This is a genomic window from Citrobacter sp. KTE151 (assembly GCF_000398845.1).
Classification (GTDB): Bacteria; Pseudomonadota; Gammaproteobacteria; order Enterobacterales; family Enterobacteriaceae; genus Citrobacter; species Citrobacter braakii.
In genome coordinates, this window is record NZ_KB976064.1 from 363,823 (window position 1) to 390,435 (window position 26,613).

The following is a 26,613-nucleotide window of genomic DNA, read 5'->3' on the forward strand; positions in this document are numbered from 1 at the left end:
GTAGCGCGTTAGAATTAAGTGGCGCTAGCGTATAAGCTCTTTTAGTAAATCAAGGTAAAGTGGACGTTAATTAACCGTTTGATTTTCAAAACGTTACACAAATTTTCGTCGATCTGTCTATACTCTCGTATCGAGCAGATGATTTACTAAAAAAGTTTAACATTATCAGGAGAGCATTATGGCTGTTACTAATGTCGCTGAACTTAACGCACTTGTAGAGCGCGTAAAAAAAGCCCAGCGTGAATATGCCAGTTTCACTCAAGAACAGGTTGACAAAATCTTCCGTGCCGCCGCTCTGGCTGCCGCAGACGCTCGAATCCCTCTCGCGAAAATGGCCGTTGCCGAATCTGGCATGGGCATCGTCGAAGATAAAGTGATTAAAAACCACTTTGCTTCCGAATACATTTATAACGCATATAAAGACGAAAAAACCTGTGGTGTGCTGGCTGAAGACCACACTTTCGGTACCATTACCATCGCTGAACCGATTGGTATCATCTGCGGTATCGTTCCAACCACTAACCCGACTTCTACTGCAATCTTCAAATCACTGATCAGCCTGAAGACGCGTAACGCCATCATCTTCTCTCCGCATCCGCGTGCTAAAGATGCCACTAACAAAGCGGCTGATATCGTTCTGCAAGCAGCAATTGCTGCTGGCGCACCGAAAGATCTGATCGGCTGGATCGATCAACCTTCCGTAGAACTGTCAAACGCGCTGATGCACCACCCGGACATCAACCTGATCCTTGCGACCGGTGGTCCAGGCATGGTTAAAGCAGCATACAGTTCCGGTAAACCGGCAATCGGTGTAGGCGCAGGTAACACCCCTGTGGTTATCGATGAAACCGCTGATATCAAGCGTGCTGTTGCATCTGTTCTGATGTCTAAAACCTTCGATAACGGCGTAATTTGTGCTTCTGAACAGTCCGTTGTTGTCGTTGACTCTGTATACGACGCAGTACGTGAGCGTTTCGCGACTCACGGCGGCTACATGCTGCAAGGCAAAGAGCTGAAAGCCGTTCAGGACGTTATCCTGAAAAATGGCGCGCTGAACGCGGCTATCGTTGGTCAGCCGGCATACAAAATTGCTGAACTGGCAGGCTTCTCCGTACCAGAAACCACTAAGATTCTGATCGGTGAAGTGACAGTTGTTGACGAAAGCGAACCGTTCGCTCACGAAAAATTGTCTCCGACGCTGGCAATGTACCGTGCGAAAGACTTCGAAGACGCCGTTATTAAAGCTGAAAAACTGGTTGCGATGGGCGGTATCGGTCATACCTCTTGCCTGTACACCGACCAGGACAACCAGCCTGAACGTGTTGCATACTTTGGTCAGATGATGAAAACCGCACGTATCCTGATTAACACCCCAGCTTCTCAGGGTGGTATCGGTGACCTGTACAACTTTAAACTCGCGCCTTCCCTGACTCTGGGTTGTGGTTCCTGGGGTGGTAACTCCATCTCTGAAAACGTTGGTCCTAAGCACCTGATCAACAAGAAAACCGTTGCTAAGCGAGCTGAAAACATGTTGTGGCACAAACTTCCGAAATCTATCTACTTCCGTCGTGGCTCTCTGCCAATCGCACTGGATGAAGTGATTACCGATGGTCACAAACGTGCTCTGATCGTGACCGACCGCTTCCTGTTTAACAATGGCTATGCTGACCAGATCACCTCCGTGCTGAAAGCTGCTGGCGTTGAAACCGAAGTGTTCTTTGAAGTGGAAGCTGACCCAACTCTGACCGTTGTACGCAAAGGTGCTGAGCTGGCTAACTCCTTTAAACCAGACGTGATCATCGCGCTGGGTGGCGGTTCCCCGATGGATGCCGCGAAAATCATGTGGGTTATGTACGAACACCCAGAAACCCACTTCGAAGAACTGGCACTGCGCTTTATGGACATCCGTAAACGTATCTACAAGTTCCCGAAAATGGGCGTAAAAGCGAAGATGGTTGCCGTCACCACCACTTCTGGTACCGGTTCTGAAGTTACTCCGTTTGCGGTTGTTACTGACGATGCAACTGGTCAGAAATATCCGCTGGCAGACTATGCGCTGACTCCGGACATGGCTATTGTTGACGCCAACCTGGTGATGGATATGCCTAAGTCCCTGTGTGCGTTCGGTGGCCTGGATGCCGTCACTCACGCTCTGGAAGCTTACGTATCCGTGCTGGCTTCTGAGTTCTCCGACGGTCAGGCTCTGCAAGCGCTGAAACTGCTGAAAGAAAACCTGCCAGCGTCCTACCACGAAGGTTCTAAGAACCCGGTAGCGCGTGAGCGTGTACACAGTGCAGCAACCATCGCCGGTATTGCGTTTGCTAACGCCTTCTTGGGTGTATGTCACTCAATGGCGCACAAGCTGGGTTCTCAGTTCCACATTCCTCACGGTCTGGCGAACGCCCTGCTGATCAGCAACGTTATTCGTTATAACGCGAACGACAACCCGACTAAACAGACTGCATTCAGCCAGTACGACCGTCCGCAGGCTCGTCGTCGCTACGCTGAAATCGCAGACCATCTGGGTCTGAGCGCACCGGGCGACCGTACTGCTGCAAAAATCCAGAAACTGCTGGGCTGGTTGGACGAAATCAAAGCTGAACTGGGTATTCCTAAGTCTATCCGTGAAGCTGGCGTTCAGGAAGCTGACTTCCTGGCACACGTGGACAAACTGTCTGAAGATGCGTTTGATGACCAGTGTACTGGTGCTAACCCGCGTTACCCGCTGATTTCTGAACTGAAACAGATCCTGATGGATACCTACTACGGTCGTGAATACAGCGAAGATCAAACCGCCGTTAAGACTGAAGCAGTAGCTGCTCCGAAAGCTGAGAAGAAAGCGAAGAAATCCGCTTAATTCATCCAGATAAGTTTTAGTTTCACCATAAACGGTCCCGAATTGGGGCCGTTTTTTTACATCTTACGTTATCAGAATCGATACATGACCAATTCAGCGACGTTTAAAGGGTGAACCTGTAAAAGGATGCTTAGGAGGATGCGAGAATAGCGTCAGGAGAGTGTCTGACAGGGTAGCGAACATTAGCGAATGTCGCAGCCTACCCTGTGCTAATAAGCGCCCAGAAGCGCGTAGAGTTAGTCGTGGTTGTGTCGTTCTTGTATCGCCGTCAGAGAGCCCTCAGACTGTGCTTGCTTATAATGTTTACGGCATACCGATACATAGCGTTCGTTCCCGCCAATCACCACCTGTTCGCCCTCGTTATAAGGTCGTCCTGCCTGATCAAGACGCAACACCATGCTGGCCTTACGCCCACAGAAACAAATGGTTTTTAATTCAACCAGTTTATCTGACCACGCCAACAGGTATTCGCTGCCGCCAAATAACTCACCACGAAAATCGGTACGCAAGCCGTAGCACAACACGGGAATATCCAGCTGATCGACAACTTCAGATAATTCATAAACCTGCTGTCGAGTCAGAAACTGCGACTCATCAACCAGTACACAGTGAATTCTTTGCTGCTCATTCTCAGCCCGAATCTCTTCGAACAATGATGAATTTTGGTTAAACAATTTTGCAGGTGACGACAGACCTATACGTGAACTTACTTTTCCAGCACCAAAGCGGTCATCAATTTCCGCTGTATATACCACGGCACGCATCCCACGTTCCTGATAATTGTACGAAGATTGCAGCAATGCAGTCGACTTACCGGCATTCATTGCAGAATAGTAAAAATATAGCTGTGCCATTGACCGTAGGCCCTCACCCGGGGAAATAAATATGGGCAGGATTGTACCATATTTCACGAACGTGTCGGTGTAGCGTTGCCTGCATAGGCGTATAAATAGGCGTTCAGACTCGCTCAGTGTCGCCTAAATAACCGATCCTTTAAGTGACATGGGAGCGCTAGTACACTCCAGTCATAGCCCAGGTAGCCTGAAACTGGACGGGTATATACACACTCTTTCACAAATAGTGCTCATGAAGTTTATCCATACCGCTTATCTTCTTACGACAATAAAGAAACCCTTCCCTTATTGTTATTGAATCTACCCACTGTCGCCATGTATTAGCGAATTCATGTAAGCAAAACTAATACAAAAGGTTGAAATCACTGCAAAGAGATACTATTTGTACACCATGAAATGTGACCTGAATCTTGAATTTTTACTCTCAGCTGCTGAGAAGCCCCCTCACCAATAAGCCTTTTTTATGCCCAACGTCGCGGTGAATTTAAGACAGATAAATTAATTCTGATACTAAATAAAGCGCAATTTTGAATTCCTTACATTCCTGGCTATTGCACAACTGAATTTATCGCTCTATTATTAGCTCAACAAACCACCCCCAATATAAGTTTGAGATTACTACAATGAGCGAAGCACTTAAAATTCTGAACAACATCCGTACTCTTCGTGCGCAGGCAAGAGAATGTACTCTGGAAACGCTTGAAGAAATGCTGGAAAAATTAGAAGTTGTTGTTAGCGAGCGCCGTGAAGAAGAAAGCGCTGCAGCTGCTGAAGTTGAAGAACGTACTCGTAAACTGCAACAATATCGTGAAATGCTGATCGCTGACGGCATTGACCCGAACGAACTGCTGAATAGCATGGCTGCTGTTAAATCTGGCACCAAAGCTAAACGCGCTGCACGTCCGGCTAAATATAGCTATGTTGACGAAAATGGTGAAACTAAAACCTGGACTGGTCAGGGTCGTACGCCGGCAGTGATCAAAAAAGCGATGGAAGAACAAGGTAAACAACTGGACGATTTCTTAATCAAGGAATAATTCAGAAATAGTTTGCTTAAAATCCCGCCACTGGCGGGATTTTTTTTACCTGTACTTCGCACAGTCCCTACCCAGTTTAGGTATAAAAAAACGGTGCTGGATTAACAGCACCGTTCAGACCTGATAATACCAGCAGGTTACTTCTTAATACCCATCTCATCTTCCAGCCAGGCTTTAAATTCAGCGCCGAGAGTATTATGGCGAATACCATATTCAACGAACGCCTGCATATAGCCCAGCTTATTACCACAGTCATGGCTTTTGCCCTTCATGTGATAAGCTTCAACCGTTTCTTTTTCAATCAGCATATCGATAGCATCAGTCAGCTGAATTTCGTCACCGGCTCCCGGAGGCGTTTTTGCCAGCAGAGGCCAGATATCCGCGCTAAGGACGTAACGCCCCACGACGGCCAGATTAGATGGCGCCACATTCGCTTTCGGCTTTTCAACAACGCCAACCATCGGTACGCTTTCGCCCGGCGCTAATTCAACGCCTTTACAATCAACAACACCATAAGCGGTAACATCTTCTACCGGCTCAACCATAATCTGGCTGCTGCCTGTTTCATCGAAACGATGAATCATTTCGGCAAGGTTGTCGCGTGATAAATCAGATTCGTATTCGTCAAGAATGACGTCCGGCAAGATAACCGCAACGGGCTCATCGCCAACCACCGGGTGCGCGCACAATACCGCGTGGCCCAGACCTTTGGCCAGTCCCTGACGCACCTGCATAATAGTGACATGTGGCGGACAAATAGATTGCACTTCTTCCAGAAGCTGGCGTTTTACACGTTTTTCCAGCATAGCTTCAAGTTCAAAGCTGGTATCGAAGTGGTTTTCAATCGAATTTTTAGACGAGTGAGTTACAAGTACAATTTCAGTGATGCCCGCAGCAATACATTCGTTTACGACGTACTGAATTAATGGCTTATCAACCAACGGTAGCATCTCTTTCGGGATTGCTTTCGTAGCCGGTAACATCCTGGTTCCTAATCCCGCAACCGGGATAACGGCCTTTTTGACTTTTGAATTAAGGGCAGCCATTTAAAACTCTCCTGGACTGTTCATGTATTGAACGTGTTCATCAATCTGTATCGCATCCAAGTATATCAGTACCGCGACAAGCTTCTGGTCTGAAAAGGACGCGCGTCGGTATAATTAAGATAAATACGAATAAATCTGGCGCTGATAGTAGCACTCACAGCATGAGGGGAGTGAGTCAATTTCATTCTCACTCCACTCGGTTGTTCATTCTGCAGACAACATCAGGCGCAGCCGACCACCGGCCCCCCAAATTTGGCATTGCCAGGATTCGCAACGTTGGCTCAGTTGATTAAGATACGCATTCCCTAAGGTTCCCAACGGAACGCCATTGCTGATTTGTACATTGTGGGAACCTGTATTTAATGTCGCATTCAGCCCTGCTGATACCAGAATCAGGTTTTTTAATCCGCTGTGGTAATAACCCACCAGCAAAGGGAATTGTCCGGGCAAATTAGCCTGGCGCAATAAATGGTTAACCTGTTTCAATAACGCACCGAGCTCCGGCAATCGTTGATTTTGATGCGCGAGCTGTTCCTGCAGCAAACCGTTAAATAGCGCCCGCAGTAACAATGCTGCCAGAACGCCATTATCCCCTGCCCGCGTCACATCCAGACAATAAAACGCAAGGTCATGGTCCGATAGCGGTGCAATATCCAGTACCAGCCCCGGCTGATCGGCGGCTACCAATTGACGATAGTTGATCCGACATCGTGAAATAACTTGCGACACAGGAGGCTGTAATTCTTGTAACAGCTTCGCTGCAGCGGCGGGATCACCAACCATCGCATCCCAGTCGCGAAACAGCCGCTCTTCTTCTTCCACGCGTGAATTAAACATATTCGGATACAGACAAGCAAAGACGGTTTCGCGCAGGCGGTTCAGGTCCTTTACCGGCTTTAGCAGCACATCATCCACACCCAATCGCAGTGCTTTGGCTATATCAGACATGTTTTCCGTCGCTGATATCACCAGGATGGGGGTCTGATCGCCACGATTACGCAGATACTCTACTAGCTTAAGGCCGTTCATTCGTGGCATAGCCAGGTCGCAGATAATCAGGTCGGGGTTAAAGTGCCCGAGTAATTCAAGTGCTTCAAGTCCATCGCCAGCTACCGCCGTTGTCGCTCCCAAAGAGGAAAACCATGAGTCCATGAGTGAGCGAAATACCGGCTCATCCTCAACGATAAGAATCTGTTTTCCGACCAATGGCTGCGTCATATTCTCCCCCCTGACTGGCTTTAGTAAATAGTGGCATGCTATTGCTACTCACGCCTGTCAGAATTTGCTTAAGTGTTGATAAAAAATGCGTTAGATGTTGGTTTTCACCAGGGGTAGAAGTTCATCCATTTTCTTCTCGACCGCCAGTTGTCCAGCAGCAATTGCTGCGCTGGCGCGGTGAAAATCCAGCGTGGATATTTGCGGACAAAACGGCTGAATCAGGATATCTGGCGGGTCACCGGCCATGCGGTTACGTTTCAGACGGTTTTCCAGAACCTGAATAGAAGTCGTCATGATCTCCATCGCCGTCGGCGCGGTTACCGCACGCCTGGCCGTTATGTTGCTCAAGCGCTCTTTCAGTCGGGCACGCCATGAAAGCGCGTCGACATCATCACCCGTTTCGGCATCACTGCTGACGTTGAAGGAGAGTAAATCTTGCTGCATAAGATGCGCATCGTGTTGCAGATCGACGGCAATAACGATATCAGCGCCCATCGCGCGAGTTAAGGATACAGGAACGGGATTCACCACCGCGCCATCGACCAGCCAGTAACCATTATGCGCTACAGGGGACATCAGACCAGGAATACTGCAGGAGGCCCGAACAGCCAGGTGCAAATCACCTTCCGTGAACCAGAGCTCCCGACCCGTACTCAGATTAGTAGCCACAGTTGCGAAACGGCGAGTGCATTGCTCAATTGCTTCTACCGGCATGACATTACGGTACTGATTGAATACCCGTTCACCACGCAGTAAACCGCCCCTGCGCCACGAGAGATCCATCAGACGTAAGACATCCCAATAGCTGAAAGAACAAACCCATTGTTCGAGAGCAGGTAACTTATTGCATGCGTAGGCTGCACCAACCAGCGAACCAATGGAACACCCTGCCACAATATCAACATCAATGCCCATATGCTTTAGGGCCTTAATAACGCCAATATGCGACCAACCTCGCGCCGCGCCGGAACCTAGCGCCAGCCCAATTTTTATTTTTCTCATTGTACGTACAAACTTCCCCTGGCTTGCAGACGTAGCAACATCGCTACCGCTCAGTTAACATAGTGCTACCCTGGCGTTTTTACGCCGTTTTTTTATTCCAGGGAGTACTTTGTGTCTCAGCTTTGTCCCTGTGGTAGCGCTGTCGAGTATAGCCTATGTTGCTACCGTTATGTGTCCGGCGCGCAAGTAGCACCTACGCCGTCACACCTCATGCGTTCTCGTTACTGTGCTTTTGTGATGAAAGACGCAGATTACCTTATCAAGACCTGGCATCCGGACTGTCATGCAGCCGCGTTTCGCGACGACATTATCGCAGGATTTAGCCACACCGAATGGCTCGGGCTGACCGTTTTTGAACAACAAACGGCAGACACAGAAAATATCGGCTATGTCAGCTTTGTTGCGCGATTTTCTGAACAAGGTAAAACAGGTGCAATTATCGAGCGCTCTCGTTTTTTAAAAGAAAACGGTCAGTGGTACTATATAGACGGTACACGCCCTCAAATTGGACGAAACGATACCTGCCCTTGTGGCTCCGGTAAAAAATTTAAAAAGTGCTGCGGCTAATCAACGCCCGACAGTATCAATTTTGCAAACATTCTCAACAGGATCACCGCTGCAAATGCATTCATTACAACGAAAAGTGCTGCGTACTATTTGCCCGGACCAAAAAGGTCTGATCGCGCGCATTACGAATATCTGTTACAAGCATGAACTGAACATCGTGCAGAACAATGAGTTCGTGGACCACCGTACCGGGCGCTTTTTTATGCGTACCGAACTGGAGGGTATTTTTAACGACGTCACGCTGCTTGCCGATCTGGATAGTGCCCTTCCAGATGGCTCCATTCGTGAATTAACGCCAGCAGGACGCCGCCGTATCGTCATTTTGGTCACCAAGGAAGCACATTGTCTGGGTGATCTGTTAATGAAGGCCAATTATGGCGGGCTGGATGTTGAAATCGCCGCTGTGATCGGCAACCACGAGACGCTGCGACCTTTGGTTGAGCGGTTTGATATCCCGTTTGAGCTGGTCAGCCACGAAGGTTTAACGCGTGACGAACATGACCTGAAAATGGCCGACGCTATCGACGCGCACCAACCTGACTATGTCGTGCTGGCAAAATACATGCGCGTTCTGACGCCAACATTTGTGTCACGCTTCCCGAATAAGATTATCAATATTCACCATTCATTTCTCCCAGCGTTTATTGGCGCTCGCCCTTACCATCAGGCTTATGAGCGCGGTGTGAAGATCATCGGTGCAACAGCCCACTACGTGAATGATAACCTCGATGAAGGCCCAATCATTATGCAGGACGTAATTCATGTGGATCACACCTACACCGCGGAAGACATGATGCGTGCGGGTCGCGACGTTGAGAAAAATGTATTAAGCCGCGCGCTGTATCAGGTTCTGGCTCAACGCGTCTTTGTTTACGGTAACCGAACGATTATTCTGTAATCGATTGATAATTGAATTGGTTACCTTTACATCTTTACGCGTAAAAATCAGGCAACCAGTTCTTTTTTATCAACGGAATACTTTACAGGGGCGCATCATTTGATATGATGCGCCCCGCTTCCAACGGAAGCAGGCCAGTAACTAGCATTACCCCGTGGTGGGGTTCCCGAGCGGCCAAAGGGAGCAGACTGTAAATCTGCCGTCATCGACTTCGAAGGTTCGAATCCTTCCCCCACCACCATTCATTTCGATAGATTCATAAAATTAGTATACCCCTGGTGGGGTTCCCGAGCGGCCAAAGGGAGCAGACTGTAAATCTGCCGTCATCGACTTCGAAGGTTCGAATCCTTCCCCCACCACCATCACTTCATAACGCACCAGCATCCAATCCCTCTGTTATGCCTCATATTCTGCCCCAGCGGGAAGGATGAGAAGCTTCGACTAAGGTTCGATTCGAGCGTTAGCGAGAAAGCGTTGCCGCAGGCAACGACCCGAAGGGCGAAGCGCACCGCGCTGAGTAATCCTTCCCCCACCACCATCACCCCATAAAGCACCAGCATCCCATCCATCTGTAATGCCTCATATTCTGCCCGGACGGGAAGGATGAGAAGCCTCGACTAAGGTTCGATTCGAGCGTTAGCGAGAAAGCGTTGCCGCAGGCAACGACCCGAAGGGCGAAGCGCACCGCGCTGAGTAATCCTTCCCCCACCACCATCACCTCATAAAGCACCAGCATCCCATCCATCTGTAATGTCCCTCGATCAAGCCCAATTCGGGTCGGCAATTTGCCTGATGCACAATGCTTATCCGGCAATTAGTCGTAAAAAAACCCCGCCGGAGCGGGGTTTTGTCTTACACAGATAACCGATTAATGACGCGCACGAACAATCTGGTATTTGCGCGTCAGATATTCGACCGGAACGCTCCAGATGTGTACCAGACGCGAGAACGGGAACAACAGGAACAGCGTCATACCCAGCACCAGGTGCATACGGAAAATGAACGCGACGCCATCCAGATATTGAGACGCCCCCCCCTGGAAGGTCACCACTGTTTGCGCCCAGTTCACCAACTTCATCATCTCGCTGCCGTCCATATGCTGGGCGGAGAACGGAATGGTCAGCAGGCCCAGCGCACACTGGATCACCAGCAGGGAGAGGATCAGAATGTCCGCTCCGGTAGTGGTCGCCCGCACACGTGGGCTGAACAGGCGGCGTTTCAGCAGCAGGACGCCGCCAATCAAACACATCACACCACTGGCACCACCCGCGAACATCGCCATCTTTTGTTTCACTTCAAGCGGCAGCCACGCTTCATACATCCAGTGTGGTGTCAGCATGCCAAGGAAGTGCCCGGCAAAAATCCCCAGGATCCCGATGTGGAACAGGTTTGACGCCAGGTTCATCCCTTTGCGATCCAGCATCTGACTGGAAGCCGCGCGCCAGGTATATTGCCCATAGTCATAACGCAGCCAACTGCCAATCAGAAAGACAGAACCCGCGATGTACGGATAGATGTCAAAGAAGAACGTATTCAGGAAGTGCATTATTGCTGTCCTCCGGTGGTGATATTCAGATACTGCGGCGCAACGGCCCCGGCAAAACGACGCTGGTGAGCGGAAATTTCCGACTCACCACACCCCTGATCGGCGAAGAATTTCACCTGCTCTTCTTCCCAGACCGCATCCAGCGCTTGTGGGGTATCGTCACGCGCTTCATCTGCAATTTTTTCAGCCACTTTATCGCTGTCAATAACGGTATTCGCCAGTTTTAACAGCAGATCGAACAGCACCGCATAACGGCTTTCACGCTGTTGCAAGCGAGCGCTGAGCAGCGCCAGAATCGGCGCGATATCCTGTAACCCCCCTAATGCTTCGCTTTTCGGCAACTGCGCAAGGTATTCCAGATACAGTGGCAGATGATCGGGAAGTTCGCGGCTGTCGAGCTGCAGACCGTGCTGTTCATACTGCGCCATCAGGTCAACCATAGCCTGACCACGATCGCGGGACTCGCCGTGTACATGCTCAAACAGCAGCAACGAGGTGGCGCGGCCACGGTCAAACAGTTCGCTATAGCTTGCCTGCACATCCAGCATGTCCTGCGCGGTGAGATCGCGCAGGAAAATGCCCAGAGTCTGGGCATCCTCTTTATCCAGGTTCTCAGATGACGCGAGTGCATCGAAAAGTTCCTGCTGATGCTGCCACAAGGCAGCATCCGGGTACTCGAGCAGACGCGAAACAATGACAAGTTCAATCATTGGTGCGGCTCCGTTTTGCTGGTCACATCGACAGCGTCGATGCGGCGGCTGTTGAACAGATTGAATTTAGTATCAGAACCGTGGCAACCGTCACCGAAGGTAAAGCCACAACCGCTTTTCTCCGGGAACGCGTCACGTGCCAGTTCACGATGGCTGCTCGGTACCACGAAACGATCTTCGTAGTTAGCAATCGCCAGATAACGATACATTTCCTGTGCCTGCGCTTCGCTTAAGCCCACCTCTTCCAGCGCACGGGTATCAACTTTACCGTCAACGGTTTCCGCACGTTTGTAGTGACGCATCGCCAGCATACGTTTCAGCGCCAACAGTACCGGCTGAGTGTCGCCTGCGGTCAGCAGGTTCGCCAGGTACTGAACCGGGATACGCAGACTGTCAACGTCCGGCAGAATACCGTTGCTGCCCAGCTCACCCGCATCGGCGGCAGACTGGATCGGTGACAAAGGCGGCACGTACCAGACCATCGGTAGCGTGCGGTATTCCGGATGCAGCGGCAGCGCCAGCTTCCAGTCCATCGCCATTTTGTAAACCGGCGACTGCTGTGCGGCATCAATGACGCTCAGCGGAATACCATCTTTCAGCGCTTGTTCAATAACAGCCGGATCGTTCGGATCGAGGAACACATCCAGTTGACGCTGGTACAGATCTTTCTCGTGCTCCGTGCTTGCCGCACTTTCGATCGCATCTGCGTCATACAGCAGTACGCCGAGGTAACGAATACGGCCTACGCAGGTTTCGGAACAAACGGTCGGCTGACCGGCTTCGATACGCGGGTAGCAGAAAATGCACTTCTCAGATTTCCCGCTCTTCCAGTTGAAGTAGATCTTCTTATACGGGCAGCCAGTGATACACATACGCCAGCCGCGGCATTTATCCTGGTCGATCAGCACGATGCCATCTTCTTCACGCTTGTAGATAGCGCCGCTTGGGCAGGTCGCCACGCACGCCGGGTTAAGGCAATGCTCACACAAACGCGGCAGATACATCATGAAGGTATTTTCGAACTGACCGTACATCGCCTTCTGCATGTTTTCGAAGTTCTGGTCTTTGGCGCGTTTTTCGAACTCGCCCCCCAGAATTTCTTCCCAGTTCGGACCGCTGGTGATTTTATCCATCCGCTGACCGGTGATCAGCGAACGCGGACGGGCAATCGGCTGCGCCTTACTGTCTGCTGGGGCGTTGTGCAACGTTTGGTAGTCAAAATCAAACGGCTCATAGTAATCATCCATGCCCGGCAGATGCGGGTTAGCAAAGATTTTACCCAGCAGCAGTGCTTTGTTACCCATGCGCGGCTGCAGTTTGCCGTTGATTTTACGGATCCAACCGCCCTTCCATTTTTCCTGGTTTTCCCAGTCATTCGGGAAGCCAACGCCAGGCTTACTTTCGACGTTATTGAACCAGGCGTACTCCATACCTTCACGGCTGGTCCAGACGTTTTTGCAGGTCACTGAACAGGTGTGGCAGCCGATGCACTTATCGAGATTCAGCACCATGCCGACTTGTGAACGAATTTTCATTTTACGCTCTCCTGTACCTGGTCATTGCCTTCGCCATCCAACCAGTTAATGTTCTTCATCTTACGTACAACTACGAACTCATCGCGGTTTGAACCGACGGTACCGTAGTAGTTAAAGCCGTATGCCAGTTGCGCATAACCACCGATCATGTGAGTTGGTTTCGGCGTAATACGGGTTACCGAGTTGTGGATCCCGCCGCGCTGCTGGGTGATTTCAGAACCCGGCAGGTTAACGATACGTTCCTGCGCGTGGTACATCATGGTCATCCCGGCCGGCACACGCTGGCTGACAACTGCACGCGCCGTCAGCGCACCGTTGCTGTTGAAGACTTCGATCCAGTCGTTATCTTCGATACCCAGATCCTTCGCATCAACTTCGCTCATCCACACAATCGGACCACCGCGAGACAGCGTCAGCATCAGCAGGTTGTCGCTGTAGGTGGAGTGGATACCCCATTTCTGGTGCGGCGTCAGGAAGTTGAGCGCTTTTTCCGGGTTACCGTTAGATTTCTCGCCGATCACCGCTTTCACCGAACGGGTGTCAATTGGCGGACGATATACCAGCAGGCTCTCACCGAAGTCACGCATCCACTGGTGATCCTGATACAACTGCTGGCGACCAGACAGCGTACGCCATGGGATCAGCTCATGAACGTTGGTATAACCGGCGTTATAAGACACATGTTCATCTTCCAGACCTGACCAGGTCGGACTGGAGATAATTTTGCGCGGCTGCGCCTGGATGTCGCGGAAACGAATTTTTTCGTCTTCTTTATTCAACGCCAGATGCGTATGGTCACGACCGGTAAATTCACTCAGCGCCGCCCAGGCTTTAACGGCAACCTGACCGTTAGTTTCCGGAGCCAGCGTCAGGATCATCTCAGCTGCATCAATTGCGGTATCCAGCATCGGTTGGCCTTTCGCCGGACCGTCAGCCTTGGTGTAGTTGAGCTTACGCAGCAGATCCATTTCGCTCTGGGTGTTCCAGGCAATCCCTTTACCGCCGTTACCAATTTTTTCCATCAGCGGACCAATGGAGGTGAAACGCTCGTAGGTTGCCGGATAATCACGCTCAACGGTCATGATGTGCGGCGCCGTAACACCTGGAATCAGGTCGCATTCCCCTTTTTTCCAGTCCTTCACGTCCAGCGGCTGCGCCAGTTCAGCGGCGGAGTCGTGCTGAATCGGCAGCGTAACGACGTCGGTTTCTTTACCGAGGTGGCCCACACAAACTTCAGAGAATTTCTTGGCGATGGCTTTATAGATTTCCCAGTCGCTCTTCGATTCCCAGGCCGGGTCAACGGCCGCAGACAGAGGATGAATAAACGGATGCATATCCGAGGTATTCATATCGTCTTTTTCATACCAGGTAGCGGTCGGCAGCACGATATCGGAATACAGACAGGTACTCGACAGGCGGAAGTCCAGCGTAACGACCAGATCCAGTTTGCCGTCCAGTCCGTTATCCTGCCATTCCACTTCTTCTGGCTTCACGCCGCTCTGCTGGCCGAGATCTTTGCCCTGAATACCATGTTCAGTACCCAGCAGATACTTGAGCATGTACTCGTGGCCTTTACCGGAAGAACCGAGCAGGTTTGAACGCCAGATAAACAGGTTACGCGGATGGTTTTTACCGTTTTCCGGCTGCTCTGCCGCAAAGCGAATAGAACCTTCTTTCAGGGATTTAACGGTGTAGTCCACCGGCGTCATACCTGCTTTCTGCGCTTCTTTCGCGATATACAGCGGGTTAGTCCCTAACTGCGGCGCAGACGGTAACCAGCCCATACGTTCAGCGCGAACGTTAAAGTCAATCAAATGACCGCTATAGCGGGATTTGTCTGCCAGCGGAGACAGCAGTTCCTGCGCAGTCACCGTCTCATAGCGCCATTGGCTGGAGTGGTTATAGAAGTAGGAGGTACTGTTCATATGACGAGGCGGACGCTGCCAGTCAAGAGCAAACGCCAGCGGCTGCCAGCCAGTTTGCGGACGCAGTTTTTCCTGCCCTACGTAGTGGGCCCAGCCGCCGCCGCTCTGGCCGATACAGCCACAGAACACCAGCATATTGATCAGGCCACGATAGTTCATATCAAGGTGGTACCAGTGGTTCAAACCGGCGCCGACGATAATCATCGAACGACCGTGCGTTTTATCTGCGTTATCCGCAAATTCACGGGCAATGCGCACAATCTGAGAACGTGATACGCCTGTAATTTTTTCTGCCCACGCTGGCGTGTACGCTTTCACGTCATCGTAGCTGGTCGCGCAGTTTTCATCGTTCAGACCACGTTCCAGGCCGTAGTTGGCCATAGTCAGATCGTAAACGGTGGTCACCAGCGCCGTAGAGCCATCGGCCAGTTGCAGGCGTTTAACGGGCAATTTATGCAGCAGAATGTTTTCCAGTTCGACTGTGCTGAAGTGCTCGGTGCCTTCGCCACCAAAGTACGGGAAGCCCACTTCAGCGATATCATCCTGGCTACCCAGCAGGCTGAGCTGCAGTTCGGTTTCATCACCGGACGTGCCGTCGCGCTGCTCAAGGTTCCATTTGCCTTTTTCGCCCCAACGGAAACCAATTGAACCGTTTGGCGCAACCATTTCGCCGTTGCTGTTGATAGCGACAGTTTTCCATTCCGGGTTATTTTCCTGGCCCAGAGAGTCAACCAGATCCGCAGCACGCAGCATACGACCAGCAGCATAGTAGCCGTCGCGCTCTTCGAGCATCACCAGCATTGGCATGTCGGTATAACGACGTACGTAGTCGGTGAAATATTGGCTCGGGTTATCGAGGTGGAACTCGCGCAGCATGACATGACCCATCGCCATTGCCATCGCCGCATCGGTTCCCTGCTTCGGAGCCAGCCACAGGTCGCACAGTTTGGCGATTTCTGCGTAGTCCGGAGTAATTGCTACTGTTTTGGTGCCTTTATAACGAACTTCAGTAAAGAAGTGCGCATCCGGGGTACGGGTCTGCGGTACGTTAGAGCCCCATGCCAGAATGTAGCTGGAGTTATACCAGTCGGCAGATTCCGGTACGTCGGTCTGCTCGCCCCAGGTCTGCGGGGAGGCTGGCGGCAGGTCACAGTACCAGTCATAGAAGCTCAGGCAGGTCCCGCCAATCAGCGACATATAACGTGCGCCGGACGCATAAGAAACCATCGACATCGCTGGGATCGGCGAGAAGCCTGCGACGCGGTCAGGACCATAGGTTTTGATGGTGTAAACGTTAGATGCGGCAATCAGCTCATTCACTTCCTGCCAGGAAGAACGAACGAATCCACCACGACCACGCGCTTGTTTGAAGCTTTTTGCTTTATCGGCGTCTTCGATAATGGATGCCCATGCATCTACCGGATCGCTGTGCAGTCTTTTTGCTTCACGCCACATCTTCATCAGACGTTTGCGCATCAGCGGGTATTTCAGACGGTTAGCGCTGTAGAGATACCATGAATAGCTTGCACCACGCGGGCAGCCGCGAGGCTCGTGGTTGGGCATATCTGGACGAGTGCGTGGGTAGTCAGTTTGCTGGGTTTCCCAGGTCACCAGACCATTTTTCACATAGATTTTCCAGCTGCATGAGCCGGTGCAGTTTACACCGTGGGTTGAACGCACGATTTTGTCATGCTGCCAACGCTGGCGGTATCCATCCTCCCAGTCCCTGTTGGTATTGAGAAGCTGGCCGTGCCCATCGGCAAAGGTTTCGCCCTTCTGCTTGAAGTAGCGAAACCGGTCCAGGAATTTACTCATCGGTTTTCTCCTGTAGGAGCCTGACGGCTCTCTGATAAATCGACATTGCTTGATTGAGAGCGAAGGTAACGCTCTGAAAGGGCGTGAGAATTGATAACGATCAAGGCAGGCAGGGATGAAAATTAAGGGTCGATTTTCACATACCCCCTTAGTGGGATATCGATAAATCAATCAACATATTGAATTTTATTAAGTTTTTTAAACTCACTTATCATACAAATGTTAAATTCTTTATAAGTGGGTATTAAGGGGTATCCCCCCTGTTTAGCATATTACGAGCACCGTTCTAACAGGCTGTTGTCGTGCCACAACATAAAAGTATGTTGTAACTAATTGCGGGCAAAAAAAAGCGCGGTCTAACACCGCGCAATGGATAATCAACAGTTACTACTTTTTTATTTTTTAGAATGACGTCCGTACACCGCCCAGGTGATAACCACACAGGCGACATAGAAGATCAGGAATACTTTCATCGCATCGACCGGAGAGCCAGTTAATGCCAGGGACGTACCGAATGCTTTCGGGATAAAGAAGCCGCCGATCGCACCAATAGCTGAGATAAAGCCCAGCGCTGCCGCGGTGTCGGTCGCCGCCTCGCGCATCGCTTTCTCTTCTGAACCGCCTTCAGCTTTCACTCTGTCCATCGTCAGCTTGCGAAAGATAACAGAGATCATCTGGAAGGTTGAACCACTCCCCAGACCAGCCGTCAGGAACAGCGCCAGGAACACCGCAAAGAAGGCGATAAAGTTGCCACCGACACCGTTTGATGGCAGCGTCAGGAACAGTAAGGCACTGAAAATAGCCATCAGCACGAAGTTCACCAGCGTTACGCGGGTCCCCCCCAGCCGGTCAGAGATTGCGCCGCCTGCTGAACGAGCCAGGGCGCCAATCAACGGTCCAAAGAAGGCGTAATGCAGGATCTGTACCTCAGGAAACTGCGTTTTTGACAGCATCGCGAAACCGGCAGAGAAACCGATAAATGAACCGAAGGTTGCCAGATACAGCAGGCTCATAATCCACAGGTGCCCGCGTTTCAGCACCGGCAGTTGCTCTTTCAGCGAAGCTTTTGAGGTTGCCAGTTCATTCATACCAAACCATGCGGCCAGCGTTAATACAGCCAGGAACGGGACCCAAATCCATGCAGCGTTTGCCAGATACAGCTGCGTACCATCCGGTTGTTCAACACCCTGGCTGCCAAATGCGGCAAAGATTGACAGTGAAACCACCAGCGGAGCGACCAACTGCATCACGCTGACGCCCATGTTACCCAAACCACCGTTCAGACCCAGCGCGCCGCCCTGTTTCTGTTTTGGAAAGAAGAAGCTGATGTTTGCCATGCTGGAGGCAAAGTTCGCACCGGCAAAACCGCACAACAGGGAGATAATGATAAAGGTACTAAATGGCGTGGAGGTATCCTGCACCGCAAAACCTAACCATACGCAAGGAATGATCAGGATACCGGTGCTGAACGCCGTCCAGCGACGTCCACCAAACAGGGGGACCATAAAGGAGTACGGTACACGCAGCAGCGCACCGGACACCGAAGGTAATGCCGTCAGCATGAACAGTTGTTCAGTGGTGAAATCAAATCCGACTTTCGGTAAGTTCACCGCCACGGCGCTAAATAACATCCACACGCAAAACGCCAGCAGCAAGCAAGGGACGGAAATCCACAGGTTACGGCTGGCGATTCGATGACCACGCTGCTGCCAGAAGGCGGGATCTTCCGGCCGCCATTCAGTAATTACAGCTCCAGATGCCCTTTCCGGGGCAGATGAGTGACTCATAGACACCTCTGATACTTGTTTCGATGCCTGCCACATTAGGGTTTACAGCTGGAGGTAAGTTGATATAAATCAAAGGAAAAGGTGTCATTATTGATGCCTGAAATTTATCATCATCCTAAATGAGTACATAACTTCGGTAAAAAAGATGTGGTTTTTCACGCTTCTGTCGTCCCCTACTCCCCCTCGTTTAGGATCTCTCCCTCTGGCGGCAATTAAGGGGTAGCCCGTTTGAGGTATGGGTATACTCCAGTGTATCGCCGAGAATAACGCCACTGCCTGCAGCAGAATCGTCATTCAATAAGGTTTTCGGCTTTACGAAAACCCGAAGGAACAAGTCACCATGTTTAAACGTTGTCTTTCCCCGCTTACGCTGGTCAACCAGGTGGCGCTGATTGTTTTATTGTCTACTGCCATCGGCGTGGCGGGTATGGCAGTCTCTGGCTGGCTGGTTCAGGGCGTTCAGGGTAGCGCGCATGCAATCAACAAAGCGGGATCGCTACGCATGCAAAGCTATCGCCTGCTGGCGGCCATACCGCTGGACGCCAACGATCAACCACTGCTGGATGAAATGGAGCAAACGGCGTTTAGCCCGGAATTGACGCGTGCCGCGCAGCGTGACGGACAACAGGCGCAGTTAAAAGCCTTACAGGATTACTGGCACACCAAACTGGCACCGGGGCTTGCGCATGCGCAAACGCCCGATGCGGTAGCGCAGGATGTCAGGCGCTTTGTGGGCGGACTGGATAAGCTGGTCACCGCCTTTGACCATACCACCGAGTTACGCATTGAACGCGTCGTCTTGCTGCATCGCCTGATGGCCGTATTTATGGCGTTGCTGCTGGTCTTCACCATTATCTGGCTGCGCGTGCGCCTGTTACAGCCGTGGAAACAACTGCTGGCGATGGCGCGAGCCGTCAGTCAACGTGATTTTACCCAACGCGCACATATCAGTGGGCGTAATGAGATGGCAGCGCTGGGTTCGGCGCTGAATAATATGTCGGAAGAACTGGCCGAAAGTTACGCGGTGCTGGAACAGCGGGTACAGGAGAAAACGGCGGGTCTGGAGCACAAAAATCAGATCCTCTCTTTCCTGTGGCAAGCCAATCGCCGTCTGCACTCTCAGGTGCCGTTGTGCGAACGCCTCTCTCCGGTACTGAACGGTCTGCAAAATTTGACCCTGCTGCATGATATTGAACTGCGGGTCTATGACCTGGAAGATGAAGATAATCATCAGGAATTTACCTGCCAGTCCAATGTCAGCTGTGATGAGAAAGGCTGCCAGTTGTGTCCGCGCGGTACGCTACCCGCCATTGACGGCGGTATCACGCTGAAATGGCGGCTAACCGACGCCCATACCCAGTATGGTATCCTGCTCGCGACTTTGCCGTACGGACGCCATCTCAGCCACGATCAGCAGCAACTGGTTGATACCCTGGTTGAGCAACTGACCGCAACGCTTGCACTCGACAGGCATCAGGAGCGTCAGCAGCAGTTGATCGTGATGGAAGAGCGTGCCACCATTGCGCGCGAACTTCATGATTCTATTGCACAATCGCTCTCCTGTATGAAGATGCAGGTGAGCTGTTTGCAGATGCAGGGCGATGCGCTTTCAGATAACTGCCGCGAGCTGCTCAGTCAGATTCGTAACGAGCTAAACGCCTCCTGGGCGCAACTGCGCGAGCTGTTAACGACCTTCCGTTTACAGCTGACGGAACCTGGATTGAGACCGGCGCTGGAAGCCAGCTGTCAGGAATACAGCGCACGTTTTGGCTTTACGGTTAAGCTGGATTATCAGCTGCCACCGCGTCTGGTCCCTTCGCATCAGGCGATTCACCTGCTACAAATTGCGCGCGAAGCCCTGAGCAACGCCCTCAAACACTCTCAGGCCGATGAAGTGGTCGTAACGGTGGTGCAAAATGGTAAGCAGGTCAGACTAACAGTGCAAGATAACGGCTGCGGCGTACCGGAAAACGCCGAACGCAGTAACCACTACGGCATGATAATCATGCGCGACCGTGCGCAAAGCTTGCGCGGCGATTGCCGTGTACGCCGTCGCGAGACAGGCGGTACTGAAGTTGCTGTCACTTTTATTCCCGAAACAAACTTCACAGAAGTCCAAGGAGATACCCATGAGTAATCTGGAACCGGCAACCATCCTGTTGATCGACGATCATCCGATGCTGCGAACCGGTGTAAAACAGCTTGTCAGCATGGCGCCCGATATCACCGTTGTCGGCGAAGCCAGCAATGGTGAGCAGGGTATCGAGCTGGCAGAATCCCTTGATCCCGATCTGATCCTTCTTGATCTCAACATGCCTGGCATGAACGGTCTGGAAACACTCGACAAGCTGCGTGAGAAATCACTGTCAGGCCGTATCGTCGTGTTTAGCGTATCCAATCATGAAGAAGACGTGGTTACTGCACTGAAGCGCGGTGCCGACGGTTATCTGCTGAAAGATATGGAGCCGGAAGATTTGCTGAAAGCATTGCAGCAAGCGGCTGCCGGTGAAATGGTGCTGAGCGAAGCCTTAACGCCGGTTCTGGCCGCCAGCCTACGCGCTAATCGCGCAACGTCCGACCGTGATGTTACCCAACTGACACCGCGCGAACGCGATATTCTTAAGCTCATCGCCCAGGGCCTGCCTAACAAGATGATCGCCCGCCGCCTGGACATCACCGAAAGCACGGTAAAAGTTCACGTGAAGCATATGCTGAAGAAAATGAAGCTCAAATCACGTGTTGAAGCCGCGGTATGGGTGCACCAGGAACGTATTTTCTGATAACGCGCGCATGCGTCATTGTTAACGAGGATCATTTTCCGAAACGCTAGTAAACGGTTCGGTCAGTGATAGCGTGATCTCATTGGAAGAGACACGCTGGCCCTGCTCATCTTCTACCACCACAGACAACCGCCAGCGGTTCGTCGCACCTTCTCTGCTGTCCCACTTCGGCATAATAATCGTCCAGCCCTGCGCGCTTCGGTTATTGCTGCCGGCCGTTAAGCTCAACGCCTGAGTATCGCCCTGCCACGTCAGGTGGCGGATCCCATGCAAACTACGCACCTGCAGCTTCAACGCCACCGTCTCTCCCGGTTTGAGATCCCAGGGCGGCGTGGCCAAAAATACCGACAGCGTTTTACGCTGGCGATACTCCAGCGTCGGCAAATTGTTACGCTGCGGATCATCATAACGACTACCGCGCAGTGAACGGCTGTTCGCCACCTCACTGACCATCAACTGTTTTTTTAACGGCACGCCAAAACGGTAACTAAGCGTTAAGCCGAGGTTATTCTGGCTAATGCCGCTTTCACCCTGCTTATGCTGCGCTGTCACCGTGATCAGCGGCACCGGTGTATAGCTCAGCCCGAGGTTCACCGCCACCGGATTGTGATACCCGGTTCCCGAATGAAATAGATCCACCCGGTCGCCAAAATACTGTTCCACGCTGACGCTGGTATTGAGATGTTGATAGAACGGCATCCGCATTTGCGCGGTCAGATCGTAGCCGCGGGCCATCCGTTGTTGCTGGGTTGCAAAACGATCCTGCCAGGAAGACAACGGTTGATAATAGTTAGCGGATAAGCGCAAATATTCGCCCCATGCCTCCGCGCCGAGGCCTCCGCGGGGCAGATTTTCATCCAGTAAGTTGTCATAAAAGGTGTTGTAACCCAGTAACCAACCGTCGCGTACCCAACGTTGCCCAATCCCCGCATTACTGACTAAGCCGTCGTCCTGTTGCGTCACTCCTAGCTGGCTCCAGGTAAGATAACGCTGATTGTCCTGCCACGGCACAAACCAGCTTCCCCGACTCCCGGTAAAACTGCCTTCGTTATCAACCTGCAACCCGATGCTGGCATTTCCCCAGGGAGAGAGCCAGGATTCCAGTTGCTGATTCACCTGTTCGCTGACCGTATCACGCACCTGGCCAAACGCGAACTGCTTCGCCTGTTCACCGGTATCAAGCCCGTTATCAGTCATGCTGGCTTCACCAAACGCTTTGACCATTTCGGCAAAATGCTTTTCGCCTGCCCGCGACTCCGGGGCCATGCCAAGGTCGGGCAAGCCATCACTATTGTTATCGAAAGGGTTTTCAGCCTGGTGCACAAAGCACGACTGCGCGTTAGCAGTACCGCCTGCCAGCGGCAAGAGTGCGAATACAGCAAGAGAAGAACAGATAATACGGCTCAAATCGTTAGTGGTTTCTTACATCAATTAGCCACAGTGGCATAGTTATCTTAAACCATAACGTTTTCAGCGTTGATTTTCAGCCCCTCCCCCTTTTTTCGGGATTATCCTGGCATTGAGAAATAGGTGTAACATACGTGTCGGTTATTAACACTTACATGCAGTAACAGGAGTAAAAATGCAAAAGATAGTGATCGTCGCGAACGGAGCGGCTTATGGAAGCGAATCGTTATTTAACAGCCTGCGTCTGGCTATCGCCCTGCGCGAACAGGAAGCCGGTCTCGACCTGCGTTTGTTTTTAATGTCTGACGCCGTAACCGCAGGATTACGTGGTCAGAAACCCGCGGAGGGCTACAATATTCAGCAAATGCTGGAGATCCTGACAGCGCAAAATGTTCCGGTAAAACTGTGCAAAACCTGCACCGATGGTCGTGGGATCACGGCGCTGCCGTTAGTTGACGGAGTGGCCGTCGGCACGCTGGTAGAACTGGCTCAATGGACGCTGGCTGCAGATAAAGTGTTGACCTTCTGATATACCGTTTTCAGGCAAGCGCACTGAAAGTGTCGATAATTTCCGGATTTAATATTTGATGGGCGCGGTTTCGTTGAACGTTAACACGCCCGTTCAACCCTTTTGAGGTGTTTTGTCACTTTTGTTTAATCGTTATGCCATTTTTTGATCAAAATCAGCATCCTGTTGCTCCCCCTTTGGTGTTATGCAATGAGTGAAATGTGAACAACATCACGCAGCACTTTCGACAGAAAGTACGTTGTTTTCAAGAACGGGGTAAAAAATGGCATTAGTGAAGGCAAGTTTAAAGTTATTTGGTGGCGATACGGTGGTTGTGCGCTGTTCCGAGCGCTGTCACATCCATCTGATGAGCGAAAAAAATCACGTCAAAGACACGCAGTCCGACATCTTAAGCGTGCAGGATCGTGATAACGCATGGTTGACCGTGCCCTATACCGGCGTCTGGAACGTGCTGATCGACAGCCACAGTCAGTCGCTTGAGCATTCAATAAGTTATATTGCAGCCTAAGCGTGACATGCCCGAAAAGCACCTGGCTTTCGGGCATGCAATTCCACACCGGGTTCAGGCAAACCCTGGCCGCATAACGCCTTCCGGCAGGTTCTCTCCCAACAATCGTTTGACCGTGATCACCAGATCATTAAGACAATCATCCTGCATACCCAACTTGACCAGCTCTTGTTCCAGCGAGAACAGATACTGGGCATTGGTGCCTAAAGGTCCGCTGGCCGTGGCGATAAGCGGCGCGATCACCTGCGCGCGCGTGTCTGACTCAAACAGCGGATGGCGCGGATCCATAATAAACACCAGCGCGTTCACCGTACGGCCGTCATCAAGCGCCAGCTGGCACCAGGTCGGCAGATAGCATCCGGTGATCATTTCTCGCTTCCACAGCAGAGAAAGCTCTTGTTCCAGCGACGCGTCCGGCAAGCGGTAGGCCACACCGGTGGTACGTCCGCCCTCTTTCAGGGCCAGCATGCGTCCTGGCTGACACGCCGTTCCTCGCCCCGCCGTCAGGCGCAGACAAAATGCACGGTGCCAGCCGACTAATGTGCCGGTACAGGACTCTTCAAACTCTAAGGCCGGGTTCCACATCAACGATCCATAACCGAAGATCCACACCGGTCCATCATCTGGTCGACAAGCGAGCGTGGCGGCCAGTGAGGCTGCACGTTGTTCCGCTGACCAGAGTAGTGATTCTTCAATAGCACCAAATGCCGTCTTACAGTCGGCATTCAATAAAAAATCACGCGTTAACACCTTACACCTCCGCCACTGCTGCTTCCCTGCGACAACTTTTTTGACGCCTTCCGGGCTTTTTTACTGCTCATTTCGAAACCAATAGCTGGACAATAGGCAATTCACCGCTCGCTTGCAAGCCAGTAACCGCGCGGCGTAGCACGATTCGCTAACGCCTGATGCAAGCGAGTTTATAAAGGCATTATAATTGATACTGTTACGTCTTTTTATGCCATTTACCATCATCACCTTTTTGGTAATCATTTTTAACCGCGGCCCACGCCACCTTATGTGCAGTCTCTTCTCGGGTGGCATCGTCACGGCGGTCAGATTTGTCTTTATACTGTTCCCAGGCGCTGTTGAAAGCTTCTTTATAAATGTCCTGAGCATGGGCTGGCAGAACGTGCTGCACGCTGTCAGGCAGGTCGCTTTTAGATTTATAGGGCATTGTGAACTCCTCTTTTTAGGCTAAACCTTAAGTGTGGTTAACAATGCGGCGAGACGCCAATAATGGACATTTTTAAAAATTTTCTTTACCTAACCTTCTGTTAATTAAACAGTCTATAAACAAGAAATTGGTTTTTGGCCGCTTTGAGAGGGAAAACAGGTGATGTAGTAAAATTTCGTAAAATGTCACCTACAAAACCACGTTTTCTGTTATTTTTTACATTCTTTAATACTTTTTATAATTATAAATACCTGCAGAGATGGAGAATTAATGCAATGACACAAGCACATGAGGCGGTAAAAACCCGCCACAAGGAGACCTCTCTCGTCTTCCCGATTTTGGCGCTGGTAGTACTGTTCTTCTGGGGGAGCAGTCAGTCACTACCAGTGGTCATCGGTATTAATGCGCTGGCCCTTATTGGTATATTAAGCAGCGCATTCAGCGTTGTCCGTCATGCGGACGTATTAGCGCATCGACTTGGCGAACCCTATGGGTCGCTGATCCTCAGTTTGTCCGTTGTTATTCTTGAAGTCAGCTTAATCTCCGCATTAATGGCAACCGGCGATGCCGCACCTACGCTCATGCGCGATACGCTGTATTCAATCATTATGATCGTAACCGGGGGTCTGGTCGGTTTTTCATTACTGTTAGGTGGCCGTAAATTTGCCACTCAGTATATGAACCTATTTGGTATTAAGCAGTATTTAATCGCCCTGTTCCCACTGGCCATTATTGTACTGGTATTCCCGATGGCGTTGCCGGGGGCAAATTTCACTACCGCGCAGGCGCTGTTGGTGGCGTTAATTTCTGCGGCGATGTACGGCGTATTTTTGCTGATTCAAACTAAAACGCACCAAAGTCTGTTCATTTACGAGCATGAAGACGAGGGTGACGACGATGACCCGCATCACGGTAAGCCGTCAGCGCACAGCAATCTGTGGCACGCCGCCTGGCTTATCATTCATCTGATCGCTGTTATCGCCGTGACCAAGATGAACGCCAGCCCGCTTGAGACCTTGCTGACTGAACTGAATGCGCCAGTCGCATTTACGGGTTTCCTGGTCGCGTTACTGATCCTCTCGCCTGAAGGACTGGGCGCACTGAAAGCGGTTCTGAGCAATCAGGTACAGCGGGCAATGAATTTATTCTTCGGTTCGGTGTTAGCCACAATTTCGCTGACCGTACCGGTGGTGACGCTGATTGCATGGGCAACCGGGAATGATTTGATGTTTGCGCTGGGGGCGCCAGAGATGATTGTGATGGTTTCATCACTGGTTCTGTGTCAGATCTCTTTCTCCACCGGACGCACCAATGTGCTTAACGGTGCAGCGCATCTGGCACTGTTTATCGCCTATCTGATGACAATATTTGCCTGATTATTATTTTAGACGTACCCCACGGTCCTCTTCAGGACC

At 51.3% G+C, this 26,613-nt stretch carries 21 protein-coding genes, 2 tRNA genes and 2 other RNA genes; 13 read left to right on the forward strand and 12 right to left on the reverse strand.

Annotated features, from left to right (window positions below):
* Positions 1 to 178: 178 nt before the first annotated feature.
* Positions 179 to 2,857 (forward strand): bifunctional acetaldehyde-CoA/alcohol dehydrogenase, encoded by a 2,679-nt coding sequence (gene adhE, locus WC7_RS12985; RefSeq protein WP_016153272.1) that lies wholly within the window; start codon positions 179 to 181, stop codon positions 2,855 to 2,857.
* Positions 2,858 to 3,093: 236 nt separating this feature from the next.
* Here adhE and tdk read toward each other — a convergent pair whose 3' ends face one another.
* Entirely contained in the window at positions 3,094 to 3,711 is a 618-nt protein-coding gene (gene tdk / locus WC7_RS12980; protein WP_019076935.1) for a thymidine kinase, read from the reverse strand.
* Between the two features lie 623 nt (positions 3,712 to 4,334).
* Between tdk and hns the strand changes: the two genes are divergently transcribed.
* A complete protein-coding gene (hns, locus tag WC7_RS12975) occupies positions 4,335 to 4,748 on the forward strand; it encodes a histone-like nucleoid-structuring protein H-NS (protein ID WP_003020723.1) in 414 nt (137 codons plus the stop codon).
* A gap of 137 nt (positions 4,749 to 4,885) precedes the next feature.
* On the opposite strand, the gene galU is transcribed toward hns, so the two are convergent.
* The 3 genes from galU to rssA form a co-directional block, all read right to left on the reverse strand.
* Positions 4,886 to 5,794 (reverse strand): UTP--glucose-1-phosphate uridylyltransferase GalU, encoded by a 909-nt coding sequence (gene galU, locus WC7_RS12970; RefSeq protein WP_016153274.1) that lies wholly within the window; start codon positions 5,792 to 5,794, stop codon positions 4,886 to 4,888.
* A gap of 204 nt (positions 5,795 to 5,998) precedes the next feature.
* Complete coding sequence (rssB, locus tag WC7_RS12965; RefSeq protein ID WP_016153275.1) at positions 5,999 to 7,012, reverse strand: two-component system response regulator RssB; 1,014 nt, start codon at positions 7,010 to 7,012, stop codon at positions 5,999 to 6,001.
* A 90-nt stretch (positions 7,013 to 7,102) separates the two neighbouring features.
* Positions 7,103 to 8,014 carry a patatin-like phospholipase RssA gene (gene rssA / locus WC7_RS12960; protein WP_016153276.1) on the reverse strand — a complete coding sequence of 304 codons (912 nt, stop codon included), beginning with the start codon at positions 8,012 to 8,014 and terminating at the stop codon, positions 7,103 to 7,105.
* Between the two features lie 111 nt (positions 8,015 to 8,125).
* Here rssA and WC7_RS12955 point away from each other — a divergent pair, with 111 nt between their 5' ends.
* The 6 genes from WC7_RS12955 to WC7_RS25550 all read left to right on the forward strand — a co-directional run bounded on the left by WC7_RS12955 (position 8,126) and on the right by WC7_RS25550 (position 10,193).
* On the forward strand, positions 8,126 to 8,581 hold the full coding sequence (locus WC7_RS12955) for a YchJ family protein (RefSeq protein WP_016153277.1): 456 nt from the start codon (positions 8,126 to 8,128) through the stop codon (positions 8,579 to 8,581).
* Positions 8,582 to 8,636: 55 nt separating this feature from the next.
* The gene (gene purU, locus WC7_RS12950) at positions 8,637 to 9,479 is read left to right on the forward strand and encodes a formyltetrahydrofolate deformylase (RefSeq protein WP_016153278.1); all 843 of its coding nucleotides are present in this window, start codon (positions 8,637 to 8,639) and stop codon (positions 9,477 to 9,479) included.
* A gap of 156 nt (positions 9,480 to 9,635) precedes the next feature.
* Positions 9,636 to 9,720 (forward strand) — tRNA-Tyr (locus WC7_RS12945).
* A gap of 36 nt (positions 9,721 to 9,756) precedes the next feature.
* Positions 9,757 to 9,841 (forward strand) — tRNA-Tyr (locus WC7_RS12940).
* Positions 9,842 to 9,885: 44 nt separating this feature from the next.
* Positions 9,886 to 10,017: non-coding RNA, RtT sRNA (locus WC7_RS25545), on the forward strand.
* Between the two features lie 44 nt (positions 10,018 to 10,061).
* A non-coding RNA gene (locus tag WC7_RS25550) (RtT sRNA) lies at positions 10,062 to 10,193 on the forward strand.
* A 154-nt stretch (positions 10,194 to 10,347) separates the two neighbouring features.
* On the opposite strand, the gene narI is transcribed toward WC7_RS25550, so the two are convergent.
* The 5 genes from narI to WC7_RS12910 all read right to left on the reverse strand — a co-directional run bounded on the left by narI (position 10,348) and on the right by WC7_RS12910 (position 18,797).
* The gene (narI, locus tag WC7_RS12930; RefSeq protein WP_016153281.1) at positions 10,348 to 11,025 is read right to left on the reverse strand and encodes a respiratory nitrate reductase subunit gamma; all 678 of its coding nucleotides are present in this window, start codon (positions 11,023 to 11,025) and stop codon (positions 10,348 to 10,350) included.
* On the reverse strand, positions 11,025 to 11,735 hold the full coding sequence (gene narJ, locus WC7_RS12925) for a nitrate reductase molybdenum cofactor assembly chaperone (RefSeq protein WP_016153282.1): 711 nt from the start codon (positions 11,733 to 11,735) through the stop codon (positions 11,025 to 11,027). The genes narI and narJ overlap by 1 nt, the downstream gene beginning before the upstream one ends.
* Complete coding sequence (gene narH / locus WC7_RS12920; protein ID WP_003833388.1) at positions 11,732 to 13,270, reverse strand: nitrate reductase subunit beta; 1,539 nt, start codon at positions 13,268 to 13,270, stop codon at positions 11,732 to 11,734. The genes narJ and narH overlap by 4 nt, the downstream gene beginning before the upstream one ends.
* On the reverse strand, positions 13,267 to 17,010 hold the full coding sequence (locus tag WC7_RS12915; protein WP_016153283.1) for a nitrate reductase subunit alpha: 3,744 nt from the start codon (positions 17,008 to 17,010) through the stop codon (positions 13,267 to 13,269). Before WC7_RS12915 ends, narH begins: the two co-directional genes overlap by 4 nt.
* A 395-nt stretch (positions 17,011 to 17,405) precedes the next feature.
* Positions 17,406 to 18,797, reverse strand: coding sequence for a NarK family nitrate/nitrite MFS transporter (locus tag WC7_RS12910; RefSeq protein WP_016153284.1), 1,392 nt, complete (start codon positions 18,795 to 18,797; stop codon positions 17,406 to 17,408).
* Positions 18,798 to 19,137: 340 nt separating this feature from the next.
* On the opposite strand from WC7_RS12910, the gene narX reads away from it, so the two are divergent.
* The gene (gene narX / locus WC7_RS12905) at positions 19,138 to 20,934 is read left to right on the forward strand and encodes a nitrate/nitrite two-component system sensor histidine kinase NarX (RefSeq protein ID WP_016153285.1); all 1,797 of its coding nucleotides are present in this window, start codon (positions 19,138 to 19,140) and stop codon (positions 20,932 to 20,934) included.
* A complete protein-coding gene (gene narL / locus WC7_RS12900) occupies positions 20,927 to 21,577 on the forward strand; it encodes a two-component system response regulator NarL (RefSeq protein WP_003020756.1) in 651 nt (216 codons plus the stop codon). Before narX ends, narL begins: the two co-directional genes overlap by 8 nt.
* 21 nt (positions 21,578 to 21,598) lie before the next feature.
* Here the strand turns inward: narL and WC7_RS12895 are convergent, their stop codons facing one another.
* Positions 21,599 to 22,984: a YchO/YchP family invasin gene (locus WC7_RS12895; protein ID WP_071601770.1), complete on the reverse strand. Its 1,386-nt coding sequence runs from the start codon at positions 22,982 to 22,984 to the stop codon at positions 21,599 to 21,601.
* A gap of 175 nt (positions 22,985 to 23,159) precedes the next feature.
* On the opposite strand from WC7_RS12895, the gene WC7_RS12890 reads away from it, so the two are divergent.
* Complete coding sequence (locus WC7_RS12890) at positions 23,160 to 23,513, forward strand: DsrE/DsrF/TusD sulfur relay family protein (RefSeq protein WP_016153287.1); 354 nt, start codon at positions 23,160 to 23,162, stop codon at positions 23,511 to 23,513.
* 262 nt (positions 23,514 to 23,775) lie between these two features.
* Positions 23,776 to 24,021, forward strand: a complete 246-nt coding sequence (locus WC7_RS12885; RefSeq protein ID WP_003833405.1) for a DUF1883 domain-containing protein — start codon at positions 23,776 to 23,778, stop codon at positions 24,019 to 24,021.
* A gap of 54 nt (positions 24,022 to 24,075) precedes the next feature.
* Here WC7_RS12885 and WC7_RS12880 read toward each other — a convergent pair whose 3' ends face one another.
* Together WC7_RS12880 and chaB are read right to left on the reverse strand one after the other, a co-directional pair.
* Positions 24,076 to 24,771, reverse strand: a complete 696-nt coding sequence (locus tag WC7_RS12880) for a gamma-glutamylcyclotransferase (RefSeq protein WP_003833406.1) — start codon at positions 24,769 to 24,771, stop codon at positions 24,076 to 24,078.
* Between the two features lie 196 nt (positions 24,772 to 24,967).
* Complete coding sequence (chaB, locus tag WC7_RS12875) at positions 24,968 to 25,198, reverse strand: putative cation transport regulator ChaB (RefSeq protein ID WP_016153288.1); 231 nt, start codon at positions 25,196 to 25,198, stop codon at positions 24,968 to 24,970.
* Positions 25,199 to 25,473: 275 nt separating this feature from the next.
* On the opposite strand from chaB, the gene chaA reads away from it, so the two are divergent.
* A complete protein-coding gene (gene chaA / locus WC7_RS12870; RefSeq protein WP_016153289.1) occupies positions 25,474 to 26,574 on the forward strand; it encodes a sodium-potassium/proton antiporter ChaA in 1,101 nt (366 codons plus the stop codon).
* Positions 26,575 to 26,613 lie beyond the last annotated feature (39 nt).